General features: G+C 64.9%; 19 protein-coding genes and 1 pseudogene. 7 read left to right on the top strand and 13 right to left on the bottom strand.

Going from position 1 to position 17,893, the window contains the following annotated elements:
• Window positions 1-109: 109 nt before the first annotated feature.
• The 5 genes from ACIBCN_RS17345 to ACIBCN_RS17325 all read right to left on the bottom strand — a co-directional run bounded on the left by ACIBCN_RS17345 (window position 110) and on the right by ACIBCN_RS17325 (window position 4,952).
• The gene (locus ACIBCN_RS17345; RefSeq protein WP_396992526.1) at window positions 110-1,906 is read right to left on the bottom strand and encodes a nickel-dependent hydrogenase large subunit; all 1,797 of its coding nucleotides are present in this window, start codon (window positions 1,904-1,906) and stop codon (window positions 110-112) included.
• A gap of 11 nt (window positions 1,907-1,917) precedes the next feature.
• Complete coding sequence (locus tag ACIBCN_RS17340; protein WP_396992525.1) at window positions 1,918-2,973, bottom strand: hydrogenase expression protein HypE; 1,056 nt, start codon at window positions 2,971-2,973, stop codon at window positions 1,918-1,920.
• An 85-nt stretch (window positions 2,974-3,058) separates the two neighbouring features.
• Window positions 3,059-3,901: a hydrogenase nickel incorporation protein HypB gene (gene hypB, locus ACIBCN_RS17335; protein ID WP_396992524.1), complete on the bottom strand. Its 843-nt coding sequence runs from the start codon at window positions 3,899-3,901 to the stop codon at window positions 3,059-3,061.
• A complete protein-coding gene (locus ACIBCN_RS17330) occupies window positions 3,859-4,233 on the bottom strand; it encodes a hydrogenase maturation nickel metallochaperone HypA (protein WP_396992523.1) in 375 nt (124 codons plus the stop codon). The genes hypB and ACIBCN_RS17330 overlap by 43 nt, the downstream gene beginning before the upstream one ends.
• A 71-nt stretch (window positions 4,234-4,304) precedes the next feature.
• Window positions 4,305-4,952, bottom strand: a complete 648-nt coding sequence (locus ACIBCN_RS17325) for a TetR/AcrR family transcriptional regulator C-terminal domain-containing protein (protein ID WP_396992522.1) — start codon at window positions 4,950-4,952, stop codon at window positions 4,305-4,307.
• Window positions 4,953-5,045: 93 nt separating this feature from the next.
• Between ACIBCN_RS17325 and ACIBCN_RS17320 the strand changes: the two genes are divergently transcribed.
• On the top strand, window positions 5,046-6,521 hold the full coding sequence (locus ACIBCN_RS17320) for an FAD-dependent monooxygenase (RefSeq protein ID WP_396992521.1): 1,476 nt from the start codon (window positions 5,046-5,048) through the stop codon (window positions 6,519-6,521).
• 452 nt (window positions 6,522-6,973) lie between these two features.
• On the top strand, window positions 6,974-7,276 hold the full coding sequence (locus ACIBCN_RS17315) for a hypothetical protein (protein WP_396992520.1): 303 nt from the start codon (window positions 6,974-6,976) through the stop codon (window positions 7,274-7,276).
• On the opposite strand, the gene ACIBCN_RS17310 is transcribed toward ACIBCN_RS17315, so the two are convergent.
• The 5 genes from ACIBCN_RS17310 to ACIBCN_RS17290 all read right to left on the bottom strand — a co-directional run bounded on the left by ACIBCN_RS17310 (window position 7,277) and on the right by ACIBCN_RS17290 (window position 12,113).
• Window positions 7,277-7,459: a YegP family protein gene (locus tag ACIBCN_RS17310; RefSeq protein WP_396992519.1), complete on the bottom strand. Its 183-nt coding sequence runs from the start codon at window positions 7,457-7,459 to the stop codon at window positions 7,277-7,279.
• 78 nt (window positions 7,460-7,537) lie between these two features.
• Complete coding sequence (locus tag ACIBCN_RS17305; protein WP_396992518.1) at window positions 7,538-10,153, bottom strand: hypothetical protein; 2,616 nt, start codon at window positions 10,151-10,153, stop codon at window positions 7,538-7,540.
• Complete coding sequence (locus ACIBCN_RS17300) at window positions 10,150-11,154, bottom strand: hypothetical protein (RefSeq protein ID WP_396992517.1); 1,005 nt, start codon at window positions 11,152-11,154, stop codon at window positions 10,150-10,152. Before ACIBCN_RS17300 ends, ACIBCN_RS17305 begins: the two co-directional genes overlap by 4 nt.
• A 351-nt stretch (window positions 11,155-11,505) precedes the next feature.
• On the bottom strand, window positions 11,506-11,676 hold the full coding sequence (locus tag ACIBCN_RS17295) for a hypothetical protein (protein WP_396992516.1): 171 nt from the start codon (window positions 11,674-11,676) through the stop codon (window positions 11,506-11,508).
• Between the two features lie 83 nt (window positions 11,677-11,759).
• Window positions 11,760-12,113 carry an ArsR/SmtB family transcription factor gene (locus ACIBCN_RS17290; protein ID WP_396992603.1) on the bottom strand — a complete coding sequence of 118 codons (354 nt, stop codon included), beginning with the start codon at window positions 12,111-12,113 and terminating at the stop codon, window positions 11,760-11,762.
• Between the two features lie 139 nt (window positions 12,114-12,252).
• Here ACIBCN_RS17290 and ACIBCN_RS17285 point away from each other — a divergent pair.
• From ACIBCN_RS17285 to ACIBCN_RS17265, 5 genes and pseudogenes are all read left to right on the top strand, one after another.
• A pseudogene (locus tag ACIBCN_RS17285) lies at window positions 12,253-12,903 on the top strand (energy-coupling factor ABC transporter permease); the annotation flags it as partial.
• Between the two features lie 45 nt (window positions 12,904-12,948).
• Window positions 12,949-13,302: a PDGLE domain-containing protein gene (locus ACIBCN_RS17280; RefSeq protein WP_396992602.1), complete on the top strand. Its 354-nt coding sequence runs from the start codon at window positions 12,949-12,951 to the stop codon at window positions 13,300-13,302.
• Window positions 13,303-14,064 (top strand): cobalt ECF transporter T component CbiQ, encoded by a 762-nt coding sequence (gene cbiQ / locus ACIBCN_RS17275; RefSeq protein WP_396992515.1) that lies wholly within the window; start codon window positions 13,303-13,305, stop codon window positions 14,062-14,064. It begins immediately after the preceding gene.
• On the top strand, window positions 14,049-14,780 hold the full coding sequence (locus ACIBCN_RS17270) for an energy-coupling factor ABC transporter ATP-binding protein (RefSeq protein WP_396992514.1): 732 nt from the start codon (window positions 14,049-14,051) through the stop codon (window positions 14,778-14,780). The genes cbiQ and ACIBCN_RS17270 overlap by 16 nt, the downstream gene beginning before the upstream one ends.
• 43 nt (window positions 14,781-14,823) lie before the next feature.
• Window positions 14,824-15,276 carry a GNAT family N-acetyltransferase gene (locus ACIBCN_RS17265; protein ID WP_396992513.1) on the top strand — a complete coding sequence of 151 codons (453 nt, stop codon included), beginning with the start codon at window positions 14,824-14,826 and terminating at the stop codon, window positions 15,274-15,276.
• Window positions 15,277-15,292: 16 nt separating this feature from the next.
• Here ACIBCN_RS17265 and ACIBCN_RS17260 read toward each other — a convergent pair whose 3' ends face one another.
• Genes ACIBCN_RS17260 through ACIBCN_RS17250 form a run of 3 tightly spaced genes read right to left on the bottom strand, consistent with a single transcriptional unit; the run spans window position 15,293 to window position 17,818 of the window.
• Entirely contained in the window at window positions 15,293-15,988 is a 696-nt protein-coding gene (locus ACIBCN_RS17260; protein ID WP_396992512.1) for a peptidoglycan recognition family protein, read from the bottom strand.
• A 34-nt stretch (window positions 15,989-16,022) separates the two neighbouring features.
• Entirely contained in the window at window positions 16,023-17,060 is a 1,038-nt protein-coding gene (locus tag ACIBCN_RS17255; protein ID WP_396992511.1) for an NlpC/P60 family protein, read from the bottom strand.
• A 26-nt stretch (window positions 17,061-17,086) separates the two neighbouring features.
• On the bottom strand, window positions 17,087-17,818 hold the full coding sequence (locus ACIBCN_RS17250) for a hypothetical protein (protein WP_396992510.1): 732 nt from the start codon (window positions 17,816-17,818) through the stop codon (window positions 17,087-17,089).
• Window positions 17,819-17,893: the final 75 nt, after the last annotated feature.

Raw genomic sequence — 17,893 nt, 5'->3', positions numbered from 1 at the left:
TGCGCCACCGTGTCTCGTTATCGAGCGCAGTGTCATCGAGCGCGGTGTCTGGCTGGTCTCCCGGGCGATCGTCCACTGTCATCTCTGCGACCTTCCGCTCGACCGGGCCTCACTCCGCGGTCAGCGTTTGCGTCGGCGAGTGCAGTTTCTCCAGCGTCTTGCCGTTGCCGAGATACATGTGCACGCCGCAGGGCAGGCAGGGATCGAAGCTGCGCACGGTGCGCATGATGTCGATGCCCTTGAAGTGCTCGCGGTCGTTCTCCTCGAAGATCGGCTGACCCTGCACCGCGTCCTCGTACGGGCCCGGCGTGCCGTAGCTGTCGCGTGGGTTGGCGTTCCACGGCGTCGGCGGGTACGGGTGATAGTTCGCGATCTTGCCGTCCCGGATCACCATGTGATGCGACAGCACGCCGCGCACCGCCTCGGTGAAGCCGCAGCCGATGCCCTCGTCGGGCACCTCGAACTTCTCCCAGGTCTTGGTGTGGCCTGCCCGGATCTCTTCGAGGGCCTTCTCCGCGAAGTGCAGCGCACACGCGGCGGCGTAGGCCTGGAAGTAGGTGCGCGCCCGGTTGCGTTCGATCGTGTTGCTGCCGTGCACCGGAACCTGCCATTCGAAGCTGACCGGGCCCTTCAGCGCGGTCTTCGGCAGGTTGATCTGCACGCTGTGCCCGGTCGACTTCACGTAGCCGATGTCGACCAGCCGGGCCAGCGCCGTCGACCACAGGCGGGCCAGCGGGCCGCCGCCGGTATCCAACGCGAGATGGTCCTTGCCGTCGTACCAGCGCGGTGACATGACCCAGCTGTACTTGTCGTCCATGTCGCGCTTCTGCGGCCGGGGATTGGTGTGCTGGTTCCATGGGTGGCGCCGGTCCACCGGGTTGCCGAGCGGATCGGACTTGACGAACATCTCCTGATCGGTCCAGTCGTCGTAATACGAACTGCCCAAAAGGATTCGGATGCCGAGGTTGATATCGACCAGCGAGGTGGTGACCAGCTTGCCGTCGACGACGACGCCGGGGGTCACGAACATCTTGCGGCCCCACTCCGCCATGTCCTGGTAGTTGAAGTTGCAGACGTCGGGATCTTGGAACGATCCCCAGCAGCCGAGCAAGGTGCGGCGCAGGCCGACCTGTTCGTAGCCGGGCAGCGCCTCGTAGAAGAAGTCGAACAGGTCGTCGTGCATCGGCACGACCTTCTTCATGAACTCGACGTAGCGCATCAACCGGGACATGTAGTCGGTCATCAGCTGAATGGTCGCGACGGTGCCGACGCCACCGGGATACAGCGTCGACGGATGCACATGCCTGCCTTCCATCAGGCAGAACATCTCGCGCGTATATCGGCTGACCTGCAAGGCTTCCCGATAGAACTCGCCGGTGAACGGGTTGAGCGCCCGCATGATGTCGGCGATGGTCCGGTAGCCGTGCTCGTTGGAGTGCGGCGAGAGCGTCTTCTCCGCCATGGCCAGCACGGCGGGATTGGTTTCGGCGACCATCTTTTCGCAGAAATCGACGCCGACCAGATTCTCCTGGAAGATGTTGTGGTCGAACATGTACTCGGCGGCCTCGCCGAGATTGACGATCCACTCACCGAGAGCCGGGGGCTTCACCCCGTACGCCATGTTCTGGCAGTAGCACGAGCAGGTGGCGTGATTGTCGCCGCAGATGCCACAGATGCGGCTGGTGATGAAATGCGCGTCGCGCGGGTCCTTGCCCTTCATGAAGATGGAGTAGCCGCGGAAGATGGACGAAGTGCTATGGCACTCAACCACTTCCCGGTTCTCGAAATCGATCTTGGTATAGATACCCAGGCTGCCGACAATGCGCGTGATCGGATCCCAGGCCATCTCGACGAGGCTGTTGGGTTCGATCTTCTTATGCGACGGCTCGGGGACAATGGCAGTCATCGAAGATCCTCCTACCAGGTGCGAGTCGCGCCAGTTGTCAGCTTCTCGCCCTTGTGCCGCCAGCGCGGCTCTTTGTCGACCGTGCGGCCGGTGATGTGTCGGAGGCTGCGGATCATCGATCCGTAGAGTCCGGATGCGGCGGAGGAGAGCTTCCCGCCGGGTGGTTCGTCCATGAACGGCATGAATTTGTCGGGGAAGCCGGGCATGGTGCAGCCGATGCAGATGCCGCCCACGTTCGGGCAGCCACCGACGCCATTGATCCAACCGCGTTTGGGCACATTGCATTTGACGACCGGGCCCCAACAGCCCAGTTTGACAATGCATTTCGGCGAGCCGTATTCGGTCGCGAAATCGCCCTGCTCGTAATAGCCTGCGCGATCGCATCCTTCGTGCACGGTCGCACCGAACAACCACTTGGGTCGCAGCGCCTCGTCGAGCGGGATCATCGGCGCCTGACCGGTGGCCATGTAGAGCAGATAGGTGAGCGTCTCCGACAGATTGTCCGGCTGAATCGGGCAGCCCGGCACGCAGACAATCGGAATGCCCGCCTTGCTCGTCCAGTCCCAGCCGAGGTAGTCGGGCACACCCATGGCGCCGGTCGGGTTGCCCGCCATTGCGTGGATGCCGCCGTAGGTGGCGCAGGTACCGACCGCGACTATCGCGGTCGCTTTCGGCGCCAGCCGGTCCAGCCACTCGCTGGTGGTCATCGGCTGGCCCGTCGCGGGGTTATTGCCGAAACCACACCAATAGCCTTCGTCGTGCAGCTTTTCGTTAGGTATCGAACCCTCCACGACCAGCACAAAGGGTTCCAATTCGCCTCTGTCGGCTTTGAAAAACCACTCCAGGAAGTCGTCGGCCCCACCGTTCGGGCCGCACTCGAAATCGATCAGCGGCCAATGCACCGCGATTTTGGGTAGCCCGGGTAGGGCGCCCAAGGCGATCTCTTCGATACTTGGCTGGGTGGCGGCGGTTAGCGCTACCGAGTCACCATCGCAACTGAGGCCCGCGTTGATCCAGAGCACATGGATCAGAGTCTCTTCGGCGCGCACTGCTTCCTGAGTTGGCATCTAGCTGCCACCTTCCACAGCGGATCATCGGGTTTGCGTCTCGCTGGGCTTGAAGACGCATCAACCGAATGTGATCCTGATCACGTTATTCTAAGCTCAGCTCGACAGCATCCTCAAGGGCGACAGTTTTGAGAGGACGTCGTTGCTCCAAAAGCCATGAGTACCAACGATCTACGCCGTGACCTGTGGTTACCGACAGCGGGAGGATCTCGACACCGGGATTCACCGCCCTGGCAAACTCGCCGCACTTGTCCAGATCGAAGTCGACATAGGGCAGCAGATCGATCTTGTTGATCAGCACCAACTCGGCGGCGGCGAACATGTGCGGATACTTCAGCGGTTTGTCGGTGCCCTCGGTCACCGAGATAACCACGACCTTGCTGCGCTCGCCGAGATCGAAGAGCGCCGGGCACACCAGATTTCCGACATTTTCGATGAACAATAGAGTGCCGCGCGCGGGGTCCAGGGTTTCCAGCGCACGCTGCATCATCTCGGCGTCCAAATGGCAACCGGCGCCGGTGTTGATCTGCACGACTTTGCAGCCGGTCGCTTGAATGCGCTCGGCATCGAGCAGCGTCGCCTGGTCGCCCTCGATGACCGCCACCGGCAGCTCGCCGAGCTCGCGGATGGTCCGTTCGAGCAGCGTGGTCTTGCCCGCGCCAGGCGAGCTCATCATGTTGAGCGCGAGGATGTCGCGTTTCGCCAGCCACTCCCGATTGCGTTGTGCCAGTTGATCGTTCTTGGCCAGGACCTTCAGTTCCAGGCTCACCGTCTCGGTGCGCGGTAGGTGCACATGGTCGGCGCCCGGACCGTGCTGATGATCATGGCCGTGTTCGTGGTCGTGCTCATGATCGCCGTGCTGGTGGTGTTCGTGCGGGACGCGGATCACGGCTGCCGCGTCGTCGCCACATCCACAGGTTGCGCACATGCTTCGCTCACTTCCATCGACCGGATGCGGAGGTCGCGCCCGGAAAGGATCTCGACGTCAGCGCTCCCGCAACGACACAGCACAATCGGATCGGCCAGACCGAATTCGGCGCCGCAAGAACGACACTCGGCGGTGCCGAGTATTTGCTGAATGACGAGTCGCGCGCCTTCCGCGACCGTCCCCTCGGCGGCGAGTTCGAAACAGAATCGCATCGCGTCGGGCACCACCGCACATAACGCACCGACCTCGACGGTGACGCTGTGTACGGTCCGGCCGGCGGCATGCTCACACACGGCGTCGATGACGCTCTGGGTAATGGCCATTTCGTGCATCGCGGTTCTCGGATCATCGAGTAGGAACCCCTTTCGAGGCTACCGCCGCGCCAAGCGCCGTCGTGGCCGAATCAGATCGCTTGTCCCGCTCGGGTAGCGACGACTCCGGCCAGAATGACGCGCAGACCGTGGACGAACTCGGCGTCGAAGTCGGCGGTGAAAAGGGTGTCCACCAATGTGGCCGTCAGCGGGTATCGGGCGGTATCGATGACCTTTTCGATGTGATCGCGCCGGTAGGGATTGCTGTCGTATTCCGTTCCGCCGCGCGCCTGTTCCTCGATGACGAAGCCGACCGTGTAGTGCAACAAGATCGGGAACACGCGGCCGGCCTCGACGGGTTCGAAGCCCGCGTCTTCTAGCGTGCGCAATGTCAATTCCACTGTGCGCCACATTGCTTCGTCGTTGACGTAGGTGCCCGCGAGCACACTCGCGCCGTCCCGGTAGCGCAGCATCGACCGACGCAGCCGGGTGGCGAGCCCGATCGTCCACTCCTGCCAGGTCTGCCCCTGCCGCGGCGCCTCGACGCCCTCAACCGCCGCGACGAAGACGGTCCGCGCCATCGCGTCGAGCAGTTCGCGCTTGTTCTTGACGTGCCAGTAGAGCGCGGGCGCCTGCACGTCGAGCGCGGCGGCCACCTTGCGCATGGTCAGACCCGCGAGGCCGACATCGTCGAGCAGGTCCAGTGCCGCCTGGGCGATGACCTGGGTATCGAGCTTCACAGTCGCCTCCTGTCGGGAACCTCTTGACAGCTTAACAGCGTTCGCTGTCTACTTAACATCGTTAAGTGATTTAACGTTGTTAAGGAGCGGGTGATGGAGACGACCGAGGTGGTTATCGCAGGTGGCGGGCCTACTGGACTGATGCTGGCGACCGAATTGCGACTCGCCGGGGTCGAGGTGATCCTGCTCGACGGGCTGCCGCGGCGCACCGGCGAATCACGTGCCGGTGGCATCCACGCGCGCACCATGGAGATCTTCGATCAGCGCGGGTTGCTCGACGATCTACTCCCCCAGGGCCGCGTCATGCAGGCGGGACACTTCGGTGCGTTGCCCTTGGATTTCAGCGACTTCCCCACTCGCTACCCGTTCATGCTCGCCGTGCTGCAGTCCGTGATCGAGCGCGAACTAGACCGGCGCGCAACCGAATTGGGTGCGCCGGTGCGATGGGGATCGCCGGTCGTCGGGTTCGAGCAGGACGCGACCGGTATCGACATCGAGGTCAGCGGACCGGACGGGACCCGCCGGATTCGCGCCGCCTACCTGGTCGGCTGCGACGGTGGCCGCAGCACGGTCCGCAAGCTGGCCGGCATCGGCTTCAGCGGGACCGACGCGACCGCGACCGGAATGCTGGCCGATGTCGAACTGACCGATCCGCCCGCGGAACCGTTCTTCGGCCTGCGCCGCGGGGCAGGCGATTACTCCGCGGTGCAGTTCGAGCCCGGCTGGTGGCGGCTGGTCGTGCAGCGACACGACCTCGTGATGGCACGCGGCTCGACGCTGACGTTCGAGGACTTCCGGAAGCACTACCTCGAGATCGCGGGTACCGATTTCGGCATGCACAGCCCGCGATGGGTGACGCACTACGGTGACGCCGCACGGCAGGCCGATCGGTACCGGAACGGACGCGTGTTCCTGGCCGGCGATGCCGCGCACATCCACTACCCCGCGGGTGGGCAGGGGCAGAACCTCGGCGTGCAGGACGCGGTCAATCTCGGCTGGAAACTGGCAATCGCGCTGCGTGGCAACGGGTCCGACGAAGTGCTCGATACCTATGAGTCGGAGCGGCTTCCGGTGGGCGCTCGCGTGCTGCACAACACCCGTGCGCAGACCGCGTTGCAGCGGCCGGGGGCGCGCGTGGAGGCGTTGCGGGACATCATGGGCGATTTGATCGATATGGATGTGGTCCGGCAGCGGCTCGGGCTGATGATCACCGCGCTCGATATCCGGTATGACACCAAGGGGGATCATCCGCTGGCTGGACGGCGGGTGCCGGACGGTGATCTCAGCACGGGCGAGGGCGACACTCGGGTCTTCGAGCTGCTGCGGTCCGGTCGGCCGATGCTGTTGCGTCTCAATGGAAATCAGGTTTCGCCGGGGGACGGGTGGCGTGATCGGGTGGAGGTGGTCGATGCCCGTAGTCGCCAGGAACGGTGGGCGGTGCCCGGGGTGGGCGAAATCGCGGTGCCCGGCGCCATCCTCATTCGGCCGGACGGTTACGCCGCGTGGGTCGGTCAGGACGGCAGTGGACTGTCGGAATCGCTCGGTACCTGGTTCGGTCCGGCCTCCTGAGCTGGTCCAGCAGTGCTGGGGAGGGCCCCGTATGGTGCCCTCCCGCGCACGTTCGTCGGCGACCGGACGCGTCGGCTCGAGGGTCTGCTCGGCGTTCTGTCATGTCCAGCACGTTGGTGGACGGCGGCGCGTAATCCGGTCGCGACATCTCACGAATCGTGTGGTGGCAGCGTCTTCATGGCGTGAGCACGCAACGGAAGTTGTCCGGAAACCACGCGTTTCGTTCCCGCGGTGACGCCGATCGTCCCTCGCCGCGGCTACGAAATCTAGGGCTCTTTCCTCCTCGTCCGGCTCCCCCACCGCACACCGAGGCCGAACTCGAGCGCCTCATGGTGACGTTGCGGCAACAAGCTCGAAGTGGCACGACCGTCAGCATCGGACACAGCCGAGATCCCCACTCCGCCGCTGCCGCGCAGGCATTTGCCTCGGCGTGGCGGGAGCGTGGCTACCGCGTGTCGGCCGTCGTCGACTGGCCCGAGGATGCCGCATCCTGGCTGCGCCAAGCCAGCACCCTCACCGCTGGCGCTCCCGACGCCTGGGTAATCGCCGCCGCGGTCGAGGGTTTCGTTCAGTTGAGCCGACGCCTCGTGCACTCCACCCGCTGGTCCGCGCGCCGCACCTTCGCGTTCGCAGCGCTGGCCGACCCGATGGTCCCCGCGCTCGCGGGCCCTGAGGTCCTCGACGGACTACGGGGCGTGACCAGCGCGGGCGGCAGCTGGGCGATCGCCGGCAACGAAGTTATCTTCGCCGACTGACTACCCGGTCTGATCGTCGACCGTGGCGACGGGGGCGTTCTTCTGCACCGACTCGATGCCGTTCTTCGCCGCCGCCTTGCTCTCGTAGGCCTGACTGGCGGCGATGACCTCGCCGTTCGCCGCCTTCAGTCGCCACCGGGTCTTAGCGGCCTTATCCGTATACAGCTCGAATTTGGCGGCCATGACTACCTCACCTTTCACTCGACCGGAAAACATCTGTCCCTGGTCGAGTAACCCGTCAGCACCTGCTCAATCAGGGACCTATCCGGCTGATCGCAGCACTGCCAGCAATTGAGCGAGGTTCACGCCCGCGGCATCGGCAAGTGCCGCAATCGGCGCGGCCGGCGGATCCAACGGAAATTGCGCCTTTGTCGGGGGAAAGCCGTCAGCATTGGCCAGGACCGAGAGCGGTGTACCGATTGCCGACATCTCGAAGACGCGCCATCGCTTGGCACGCGACTCCCCGAAGGCGAGCGTCCGACCACTCTGGATCACCACGCAAAACCCACTCGTATTGGACGCGACGGCGACACACGGATCCCCTGCCAGCGTCGCGATCCGCGCGGCAACCCTCCTGAGCAACTGACCATCGACGGTCGCGAACCATGCGCCATCATGGTGTTCCGCCGCGATCCCCTCCTCGTCCAACGCGGCGCGGATCTCCGCCTCCGGGCCGTCCGCGGATTCTTGCGCGAGGGCGATCACCGCGGCGACACCAGACTCGGTCGCTACCCGCGAATAGCCTTGTTTCGCGCTGATGAGATACCCGGCGACGAGTTCGTCCTCCGCGTACGCCGCCCATTCACCCACTTCGTTCCAGACAGATCGCAAGAGCAGGTCATCGGCAGTGCCGCCATGCAGGCGCGCATCTTGGAACAGCAGCGCGAGCGACACTGCCAGCAGCGAACACATCGCATCGATGGCTCGACCCGGGATGCTGTCGAGCTCGGTTTCGCTGGGCGGCAATGCCTTTACGATGTCGGCGAACTCGGCGCGCCACTCATCGTCCGGCCCCCAGACTCCCGCGGCGAGCAGATCGAGATGCAGCAGGGTGACCACCATCCGCAGTTCCAGCGGCGGCCGAGGCCGAGTGGTGGTGACGCGGCCGCGTAGTTTGGCAGCCCACTTCCGCCATGACTGGCGCTGCGTGGTGTCGATGACCATCGCGCCACGACCACCGCTGACCGAAACCCCGTCGGCTATCGGGTCGACGTCCTCCTCGTTTTCGTCGTCCGCGATGTCGAGTGGAGCCTGCGCGTCGACAGTCCATTGCGCGGTGTCCGCCTGCGCCGGCGACACACTGCCGGGAAACACCAGTCCGGCGAGAGACGGACCCAAAACGCGCTCCGTCTCTTCAAGCCACGCACCCCATCTATCGCTGTCGCGCAACGTCTCGGTAGCTTTCGCCGCTCCCGTCAGCGCGGGTGCGGTCGCACGATATTCACTGATCGTGCTCATCAGGCGCGCCAGATCCGCGTTGAACCTGGCTGCTAACTGCGGGTCTATGAAGACCTCCTCGAGGTTGTAGTCACGAATCAGTCGAGGTGCCGACGGATCGATCGAATTCGGCTGGCAGCGAGCGATATCGGTGACAAAGACCACCGACGACAGATGCCGGGCGCTGCCGTCGTCCAGCCATGCGCGTACCGCGGCGCCTGCGGTATCCAGGGCGGGAAATGACGCGGAGATCGGTCCGGTGGTGTCGACGTCCACGACGTGTCGTGGCAGCCATGTCGCAGGCGCTCCAGTCGGCGAAGTCTCGATAGTGATCGCGCCCCCACGTCGCGCGACCAACTCCACTTCGATCCCGTCCGCGAGGCGGCGCGCGCCCAAGATGGTCAACGGCACCGGCTGCCTGCGCGTCCGTTCGGCGGGAACCGTCGAACGTCGGCGGATCTGGTCGGGGCCTACTGTATCCCCCTCCGGCACTAGAGATTCCGGCGTGGGAAAGAGCGCGACGAGTTCACAGTTACCGGCTTCGCGAGTGGACAGCAGTAGCGCCGATCGACTGAGGTTGGCGCTGCCGACCATTGCGGTTCGCCCGGCGTCACCCGTCCATTCGACGAGCTTTCCGTGGTAAGTGCGTTGGTCATCGATGAACTGGAATTCGACATGGTCTACCGATGACGTTGCGGCGACAAGGCTTTCGCCGCAAAACTGCGACAACTTCTCCTGTAGCGCGATCGTGATCTCGTCGGGTTCGAGTCGCGCGACGAGCGCACGAACCGCATCGGCGGCCGGATCGAAAAACGGCGCGCTCAAACCCAACGACGAGACCGGACCGGTGGGCAATCGCTCGACGATCGGCCGGTTAATATTTCCGAGAATGCGCAGTTGCGCGACGGATTGATCGATTTCCGCCGGTGTGATCAGCGCGGCGAGTTCGGTGATGGTGTCCGCGATCCACTTCGGCATGAACACCACATCCGGCAGCTGCGTGAGCCATCCGGCCAGGTCACCGAATGCTGCCGGACGGGCGCGAGAGGCGGACCGAGCCACCAGCCACAACTCGGCGTTGTGCCCCCAGCCCGAGGTTGTGGGATTGCCCGATCCGATGGCAATCCAGATATCGTCGTCCCCGATAAACACAGCGAGCTTGGGGTGAAAAGCTCCGGTACAGCCGACGTTTCCGTGCTGATACGACCGGCCTGCCTTGCGTACGTCGACCGGCTCGTGCACCGCCTGGTTGGCATCGGACAATACGGTGACCCGCGCGCCGAGACCGCGCGCGGCCGGCAGGAAACGCTGCTCGAAGAACACCAGATCGAGCGTGTAGCCCATAACCAGAGCCTCGCGAAGGCGGGCCCCGTCGGGTCGCGCACCCCATTGCCTCAGCAACGTCAGCGGCGAATGGAATCTGATGGCGATCTCGGTCATCGCGGGAGGCCAAGCAGGTCGCAACCCAACTCCGTCACGGTCCTACGGCTGCCCAACTCGTCGAACAGTCCCAACTGTGTTGCCAACGTGCCGAGTTGTTCGATACGCAGCCCGACGTTTCCAGAACCCTCCGCCCCCGAAGCGAAATATCGTCCCTCACGCTCCTCCAGCTTCGTGAACAGCACCATGCGACCGGCCGTGTCGACTGTCATCTTGCGAAGCGCCACCCGACGGGACTGAGCCAGCATGTCGTCGACAATTGCGCACGCGAAGTCGGCAAGAGGCAGATCGAGATGTTCAGCGCACCGATATCCGATCCAGTTGGGGTCCAGGAACTGTCGCCCGGATCGGCCGCCGCGAAATGCTTCCCGAGTAACTCCGGGTAACTGTTCGTTTCGTTTGGCCCCGAGCATCAGTATCGCCAGATCCGCTTCGACCGGCCCGAGAGAACGACGCAATTCATCCTCGGCGGCCTGTGGTTGTCCTTCGCTGTCGACGGTATCGGGACACGACGCCATGAATTTCCGCACGGATGAACCACTCACGCACGAGCGGATCCATTCGTGCAAGTCGTCTTTGGAGACCGGACCGTCGTCCGCGTCAAGAACTCGGTCGACGAGGCACGACCACAGCCGTCGCCATGCACCTACCGAGTGGTGCCGTAACAACACACCGCGCCATGCCTGCGCTCGTATCTCCTTCGCGAAGACCGGATCCGAACCGATGAGGTCACCATAGGCGAGGACATCGGTAAAAATTCGCGTCCATCCGGTTGCGGTAGGTGATCCGAGTTGAACAGCGCGAGCAAGGATTCGAAACACCGATCGACGGGTGCAGTCTTCGCCTTTCCACTCGGTGGGATCATGTGCTCCATCGCGTACCGCGACCATCAGGTCACCGACTGAGCCGAGATCCGGAGAACCGCTAGCCATCTCCGACAGTTCGGCGAAGTCTCGCACGTCGGCCACGGCCACCGGGCGCATGCCGACCAGTTCGAACAACGGCCGAAACATCGTTCGCAAGGCGGCGGGGCAGCGTCGTGGCCCGGCACGAAGCGCTCCCGCCCGCATTGTTACCGCGCCCAATACGACACTCGGCCCGCCGTACTGTGACCAAAAGCCCCACGCTCGTGGCGAATACGAGCCCGCCCCCAATTCCGCGAGGCCCGCGACGGCGCCCTTGCACACCAGCGACCGCACCCGGTCGGCACCGTGCATCGCGCCAACACCGTCGAAGCTCCCCGTTGCAGGATCGAACAGCGAGCCCAAGGCCAACGCCACCTCCGCACGCCGAAGCACCGTCCGGCACGCCTCGATATCCAGCTCACGATCGGCGGCGAAATCTGCCAGGGCCTAGTACAGGGCGTAATACCGGGCGATGCGAGTCAGCGTGGATACACCGGGAACAAGTTTGTCCACCATGCTGAGCACAGGACTCTCCACGGCAAGTGGGTATCGTCCACTACGGAAGCCGAGGCCGGGCTCACACCACAGCGGACCCTCGATCGATGTCGCTATCGACACCTCGGAATCCTCTCAGGTTCTGTCGCTCACGCGACGTCTATCGTCATCTCCGCGCTCGACGGCGGTTGCCGTCCTGCGTGCGATCAGGGGCTGGTCGCGGCGGCCTGGTCGATCGATTCGTCCGCGTGGGTGGCGCCGATCCAGTGCAGCAGGTCGTGGATGGTGTCGTCGGCGAGGCGGTAGCGGACTATGCGGCCATGTTTCGAGCTGGCGACCCAACCTTGGTGGCGGAGTAGGCGCAATGCGTGCGAGACGGCGGTTCCGGACATGCCGACCGCGGCGGCGAGGTCGCTGACGCTGATGTCGGGTGCGTGGTGCAGACACACCAGGAGGCGGAGCCGGTTGGCGTCGGAGAGCAGGTCGAAGCGACCTGCCCAGTGCTCGATGCCGGCGATATCCAAACCCGACGCGGCACGGCCTGCGTGATCGGGGTCCAGCGGAATGCTCACTGCCACACATCTACTCTGCCGGTCCTGAACGGATACGACCAGTCCTTGGCAACATAGGAACATCTGTTCACCTGAACAGGTATCGCGCGTATCGTCTTCAGGGGTGAGCTCCAGCAGCACCCAGGCCATGCACATGAGCGACGGCATCGTCAACGCGCCGACCTCGATGATCTTCGCGGTAATCGCGGTCGCCGGCCTAGGTTTCGCGGCCTGGCGGGCCCGGGCCGAACTGGACGAGCGAGCCGCGCCGATGGCCGGACTGGTGGCCGCGTTCATTTTCGCGGTGCAGATGGTGAACTTTCCGATCATGCCGGGGGTGAGCGGGCACCTCCTGGGCGGTGCGCTTGCCGCGATTCTGGTCGGCCCGTATGTCGGTGCGCTGTGTGTGGCGATCGTGCTTGTCGTCCAGGCGCTTTTGTTCGCCGATGGCGGGTTGACCGCGCTCGGCACGAACATCACGAACATGTCTTTGATCGGGGTCACCGTCGGGTACACGGTCGCGCGCTTGGTGTTGCCGGTGCTGTCGCGTCGACGAGCCGACGCGGGGATCGGGATGGTCGGATTTGTCGCCGCGTTCGTCGGAACTGTCGGTGCTTCATCGGGTTTCGTCATCGAGTACGCGATCGGTGGTGCGGCAGGCTCGACCGTCGGGGCGGTCGCAGGATACATGCTCATCACGCACGCGTTGATCGGTGTCGGCGAAGGCATCATCACCGCGATCACACTCATCGCCGTGGTCAACGCGCGACCCGACCTCGTTTATCTGTTGCGAATCACCGGTCAGCGCCGCACCTCCGCGACACCGTTGCGGCCGAGACTCTCGATGACCGGATTCCTGTTCGCGTTCGCCGCGGTGGCCGTGCTCGTCGCGGGACTGCTGTCGTACGTGGCGAGTTCGCAGCCGGACGGGCTCGACGCGACTACGCAGCGTGGTTGCACCGTGGTCCAGGTCGACGGTGCCGAACAACTACAGGGCGACTGCATCGCCAAGAACGCCAAGGAGCATCACCTCGCGAAGTCGCCACTGGCGGGATACGCGATCGATGGCGACAACACACTCACCGGCGTCGCGGGCGTGCTGGGGGTGGCTGCCGCGTTCGCGGTGCTGTTCGCGCTGGTGAACCTGATTCGGTCGGGGCGGAAGAACCACGGGCACGCCGAGTCGGAGTCGACGTAGGTGACCGTTGTCAGCCACCGCCTGTATCTGCCGGGAAGTTCACCGGCGCATCGGGTTCCGGCCGAGGTGAAGATCGTCTGCGCGGTCCTCGCGGTGTTCGCTGTCGTGGCGACCCCGCGAGAAATGTACTGGCCCTTCGGTTGTTACGCGCTCGGCTTGGTCATGCTCTGGCGGTGGGCGAGTATCCCGCTGCGCTGGATCGGGCCGCGGTTGCTCATCGAACTGCCGTTCGTTGTACTCGCGGTGCTGCTGCCGTTCGCGACGGGTGAGCCGAGGACGACGCTTCTCGGAATGTCGCTGTCCACGACGGGGCTGTATACCGCGTGGGGAATCGTCGCGAAAGGGACTATTGGCGTGGGTGTTTCATTGACATTGGCGGCCACGACGAACGTGCGTGAGTTGCCGGGCGGCCTGACCAGGCTGCGCGTTCCCGGCATGATCGTCACCATTATTGTTTTGATGCTCCGTTACGTCGACGTGCTGCTCGAGGAGGCGGCGCGGATGCGACTGGCGCGGATCTCCCGCGGCGACGACCCGCGAACCCTGCGCCAGGCAGGCGCGACCGCGCGCGGTGCGGGCACCCTGTTCCTGCGCTCCTACGAGCGTGGCGAACGAGTACACCTGGCGATGCTCTCGCGCGGATTCAACGGCGCTGTGCCGTATTTCGGCACCGAACCCGCGACACGAACGCAATGGCTACTCGGCTGTCTGCCCGCCGCCGCCGCGATCTGTCTCTGCCTGGCCGCATGGGTGCTCCGATGACCGACCTGGCGACCCCCGCAGTACGTTTGGTCGACCTGACCTTCGCCTACCCCGACGGGACCGGCGCACTGCACGGCGTCGATCTCGCCATCGCGCCCGGCGAACGAGTCGCCGTCCTCGGCCCCAACGGCGCCGGAAAATCGACCTTGATGCTGCACCTGAACGGCGTACTCACCGCGGCGTCGGGCGAGGTACACATCGGCGGAATCCTGTTGAACCGCACCACCGTTCGCGCCATCCGCCAACGCGTCGGCCTCGTCTTCCAAGACCCCGACGACCAACTCTTCATGCCGACCGTCGAACAAGACGTCGCCTTCGGCCCCGCCAATTTCGGCATCCGCGGCGACCAACTCACCGAAACCGTCCGCGACGCGCTAGCCGCCGTCGGCATGTCCGACCGAGCCGACCGCTCCCCCACCCAGCTTTCCGTAGGCGAACGCCGCCGAGCCGCCCTGGCGACGGTCCTCGCCTGCCAGCCGGAAGTCCTGGTCCTGGACGAACCAGCGGCCAACCTCGACCCCGTCGCCCGCCGCGAACTAGCCGACGTCCTCACCGCCCTCCCCACCACAATCCTCATGGTCACCCACGACCTCCCCTACGCCGAGCGCATCTGCGATCGCGTCGTGATCCTCGACGACGGCCGCATCGTCGCCGACGGACCGACCGCCGAAATCCTCAACGACACAACTCTTCTCGCCGAACACCGGCTGAGCTGACCGCACCCGACCGACCGACCGGGCCGTCGATTACGTTGTGCGCATGAGTGATATCCAGATCTCTACGGCACTGCACGCCACGGCCGAACTCACCCAGGAGCTGAACGTACTTGTGCGGCAGCTCTCGAAGACCGCCGCTCCCCTCACCATCGACGCGCTCGCCGCCCTCATCGCGTCCGACTCCGCGATGCTGCTCCTCGCCGAGTCCGAGGCGGGCGTCGTCGGCATGCTCACGCTGATCACCTACCCGATCCCGACCGGCATCCGAGCCCGCATCGAGGATGTCGTCGTCGACGAATCCGCCCGCGGGAAGGGCGTCGCGTTCGAACTCACCAGTGCGGCAGTAGAACTCGCGCGCCAAGCCGGAGCCCGCACCGTCGACCTGACCTCGCGCCCCGAACGGGAGTCCGCCAACCGCCTCTACCAGCGAGCAGGCTTCAAACCCCGCGACTCCGTCACCTACCGCCTGACCCTTTCGACCGCGACAGCGCACTGACCTCGGCCGCTGCTGGCTAACCGCAATAGATTTCGGCGGCTTCTGCCCGCAGGAGTGGGAGCAGGTTGTAGAGATGGTCACCGGGGCAGTCGGCCGGGCCTGCGACATCGGACCAGTCCCGGTGGCCCGAGATGGCCGGCTTGTCGACGGTGAGACCGGTGTCCGGATTGGTGTAATGAACCTGGCTCAGTGGATTCAGGCCCAAGCCCGCACACAGCGTGCCGAGGACATCACGCAGTGCGACGACGGCGGCTGTGGTCGGCTGGGTGACATCGAAATTCCCGATCAGGCAGATACCGATATTGCCCGGGTTGGCGTTGTAGACGTGGCCGGCCTGAACGACTTCCGCGCCGGGCCGCAATACCGCACCGGGCCGGAAGATAGGAGCGGAATCGCCGGTATCGCGCCCGGCGTAGACCACCCCGTTCGGATCTATCACCAGGTGGTAGCCGATATCGCCCCAGCCCCGGCCGCCGTGCGCGGGCGAGGCGTGGAATTCGTACACCGCGCGAACGACCTGCCGGTAGTCGGTAGCACCACTACCGTCGAAATCCAGCGTGTGGTGGACAGTGATCAGTTGAGCCGGATCGAACTGGTGATCCGTCCATGTCATCAACGATTCGTCCGCCGCCCAACCCTTCCTGGTCACTGCGGCGAAGCCCCACGCGAACGACGCCTCGGTGGGGTCCCTGAACGGCGGGGCGACAGCCATATCTCCAGGATAGATCCGAAACGCGATCCGGGGCCTAGCTGCGCAGGTATCGTTGCGCGCCCCAATAATCCGGGCCGAACCGGGCCGGGGTGATGCGTACCGGCGTGGCGGAGTCGAATGCCTCGATCATTCGATCGTCGCCCACGTACATCGCCACGTGATAGATCGACTCAGGGTCCTGGGTGTCATGCGCGTAGAACAGCAAGTCACCAGGTTGCAGCTCGTTTCTGTCGACCGCGCTGCCGTGCCCGTCGGTGGCTTGCGGTCCGGCATCCCTGGGCAAGGTGATCCCGTGGACCTGATAGATCGTCGAGGTGAACCCGGAACAATCCACTCCGAATCCGGCGCGTCCGCCCCACAGATACGGCCGATCCACGAACACGGACGCGAACCGCACGAGATCGGCGGCGGTGGGATAGGGGATGTCCGTGGGTTTCCGGTAGACATCGACGGTGGCGGCGTCCAGCCATTTCGGACCACCACGCGGGGTGCCGACCATAATCGCGGCACCGGTGCGATTCAGCACGGGAAGCCGAGTGTTGGCACTGATTTCGAGGTCCCGGTGCGAGAGCTCGGGGTCGCTGTAAAGCCAGGTGGTCGAGTCGTGGTCGGCGAGGGCGAACGGGGCTACCGCCTTCAACTCGGCGAATTCCAGGCTGGTGGTCAGCTGAACGCTCGGTATCCAGCCTGGATAACCCAGAGCATTCTTCGGTGTGGGTTGCCCGGGTACCACCACCTCTGACCAATCACCTTGCTGCCGCAGCACATAGACGCGATCTCCGTACAGCGCCTGCGTTTGTGTCAGGTTGTCGGAGGTGAGGGCTTCCTGCTCCGCCAATGTCATCTCCGCGATCCAGCGGTTGATGTCGACCGGGTTGGTCAGGGCAGGCCGATCGACCGGACGAGGGCTCTGCGGCGTGGTCCATACCGTGGCCGCCGCGACATCGACGTACGCGCTGGGCGGTTCCGACGGCGGCGACTCCGCGTGGGCCGGAAGCGACAGCCCGACAACGACACTCAGTGCGCACAACAGGATGCCTGGACAGCTCAGCCGACGATGCGAGGACCCCATGATGTCATTGTCGCATTACCGACCGGCTATCGCGGGCATCGTCCACTGGGTAATTGTCGAAGATGGCCGCCGACCCACTCGGTGAGCCCGTCGAGCAAGGCAATGCCGTCGGCGAAGGTACCCGACTGCGGTCGAGCGCCCACCACCACGGCGGTCCAGCCCGCCCCATTGGGAATCACCCCCAGTTGCCGGACCAGGTGTGCCCCCTTCTCGTCTGGACCCCATCCGCCCTTAACAGCTGCACCTGGCAAGCGTGCCAACCCCCATTGCTGCTCGGGATCGAGCGTCCGCATCAGCGCGAGGACATCGGGGCCGGCCTCGAGGCACGGGAGATGAGCGGTGAACAGAGCTTGCCGGGTGGTACTCCATTCGGTCTGACCGAAGGCGGTGTACTCCGGCCGGATACGGCGCGACGGCACCCGAGTGACGGTGTCGCCGCCCTCGCTCAGCACGCCCGCTACCGCCGCGGCGGCGGCGGCCGGCGGGCCGAGCATGGACCACAGCTGCTCGGCCGCGGCGTTGTCAGAACGGGTGATAGCCAGTGCCACAGAGGATTTCGCGACCACCGGAGCCGCGCGCAATGCGGCGATCGCCAGCGGCACTTTGCTGGTCGACCAGGCGACGCCATCGATCCACTCGCCGAGCGTGACAACCCGTCCGCCCCCGACCGGGGCATAGGCGAGTCCGACGGTGCCGCGCAGTGACTCGGCGTACGAGGCGAAACTCGAGGCCAGGGAACGGGATTCATCGACGGCCATACCCCAGCATGGTCCCGCGGCAACACAGAGGCGGGAAAACAGCGATTCGGGCGCGCGGGACGGACCCGAGCCGGA

This window comes from Nocardia sp. NPDC051052, assembly GCF_044456045.1.
Classification (GTDB): domain Bacteria; phylum Actinomycetota; class Actinomycetes; order Mycobacteriales; family Mycobacteriaceae; genus Nocardia.
This window is presented reverse-complemented; position numbering and strand designations above follow the sequence as displayed.

Excerpts from the sequence above, each read along its gene's own strand:
- ACIBCN_RS17345 (WP_396992526.1), bottom strand. The coding sequence starts at position 1,906 with ATGACTGCCATTGTCCCCGAGCCGTCGCATAAGAAGATCGAACCCAAC.
- ACIBCN_RS17340 (WP_396992525.1), bottom strand. The coding sequence starts at position 2,973 with ATGCCAACTCAGGAAGCAGTGCGCGCCGAAGAGACTCTGATCCATGTG.
- hypB (WP_396992524.1), bottom strand. The coding sequence starts at position 3,901 with ATGTGCGCAACCTGTGGATGTGGCGACGACGCGGCAGCCGTGATCCGC.
- ACIBCN_RS17330 (WP_396992523.1), bottom strand. The coding sequence starts at position 4,233 with ATGCACGAAATGGCCATTACCCAGAGCGTCATCGACGCCGTGTGTGAG.
- ACIBCN_RS17320 (WP_396992521.1), top strand. The coding sequence starts at position 5,046 with ATGGAGACGACCGAGGTGGTTATCGCAGGTGGCGGGCCTACTGGACTG.
- ACIBCN_RS17310 (WP_396992519.1), bottom strand. The coding sequence starts at position 7,459 with ATGGCCGCCAAATTCGAGCTGTATACGGATAAGGCCGCTAAGACCCGG.
- ACIBCN_RS17305 (WP_396992518.1), bottom strand. The coding sequence starts at position 10,153 with ATGACCGAGATCGCCATCAGATTCCATTCGCCGCTGACGTTGCTGAGG.
- ACIBCN_RS17280 (WP_396992602.1), top strand. The coding sequence starts at position 12,949 with ATGACCGGATTCCTGTTCGCGTTCGCCGCGGTGGCCGTGCTCGTCGCG.
- ACIBCN_RS17270 (WP_396992514.1), top strand. The coding sequence starts at position 14,049 with ATGGGTGCTCCGATGACCGACCTGGCGACCCCCGCAGTACGTTTGGTC.
- ACIBCN_RS17265 (WP_396992513.1), top strand. The coding sequence starts at position 14,824 with ATGAGTGATATCCAGATCTCTACGGCACTGCACGCCACGGCCGAACTC.
- ACIBCN_RS17260 (WP_396992512.1), bottom strand. The coding sequence starts at position 15,988 with ATGGCTGTCGCCCCGCCGTTCAGGGACCCCACCGAGGCGTCGTTCGCG.
- ACIBCN_RS17255 (WP_396992511.1), bottom strand. The coding sequence starts at position 17,060 with ATGGGGTCCTCGCATCGTCGGCTGAGCTGTCCAGGCATCCTGTTGTGC.
- ACIBCN_RS17250 (WP_396992510.1), bottom strand. The coding sequence starts at position 17,818 with ATGGCCGTCGATGAATCCCGTTCCCTGGCCTCGAGTTTCGCCTCGTAC.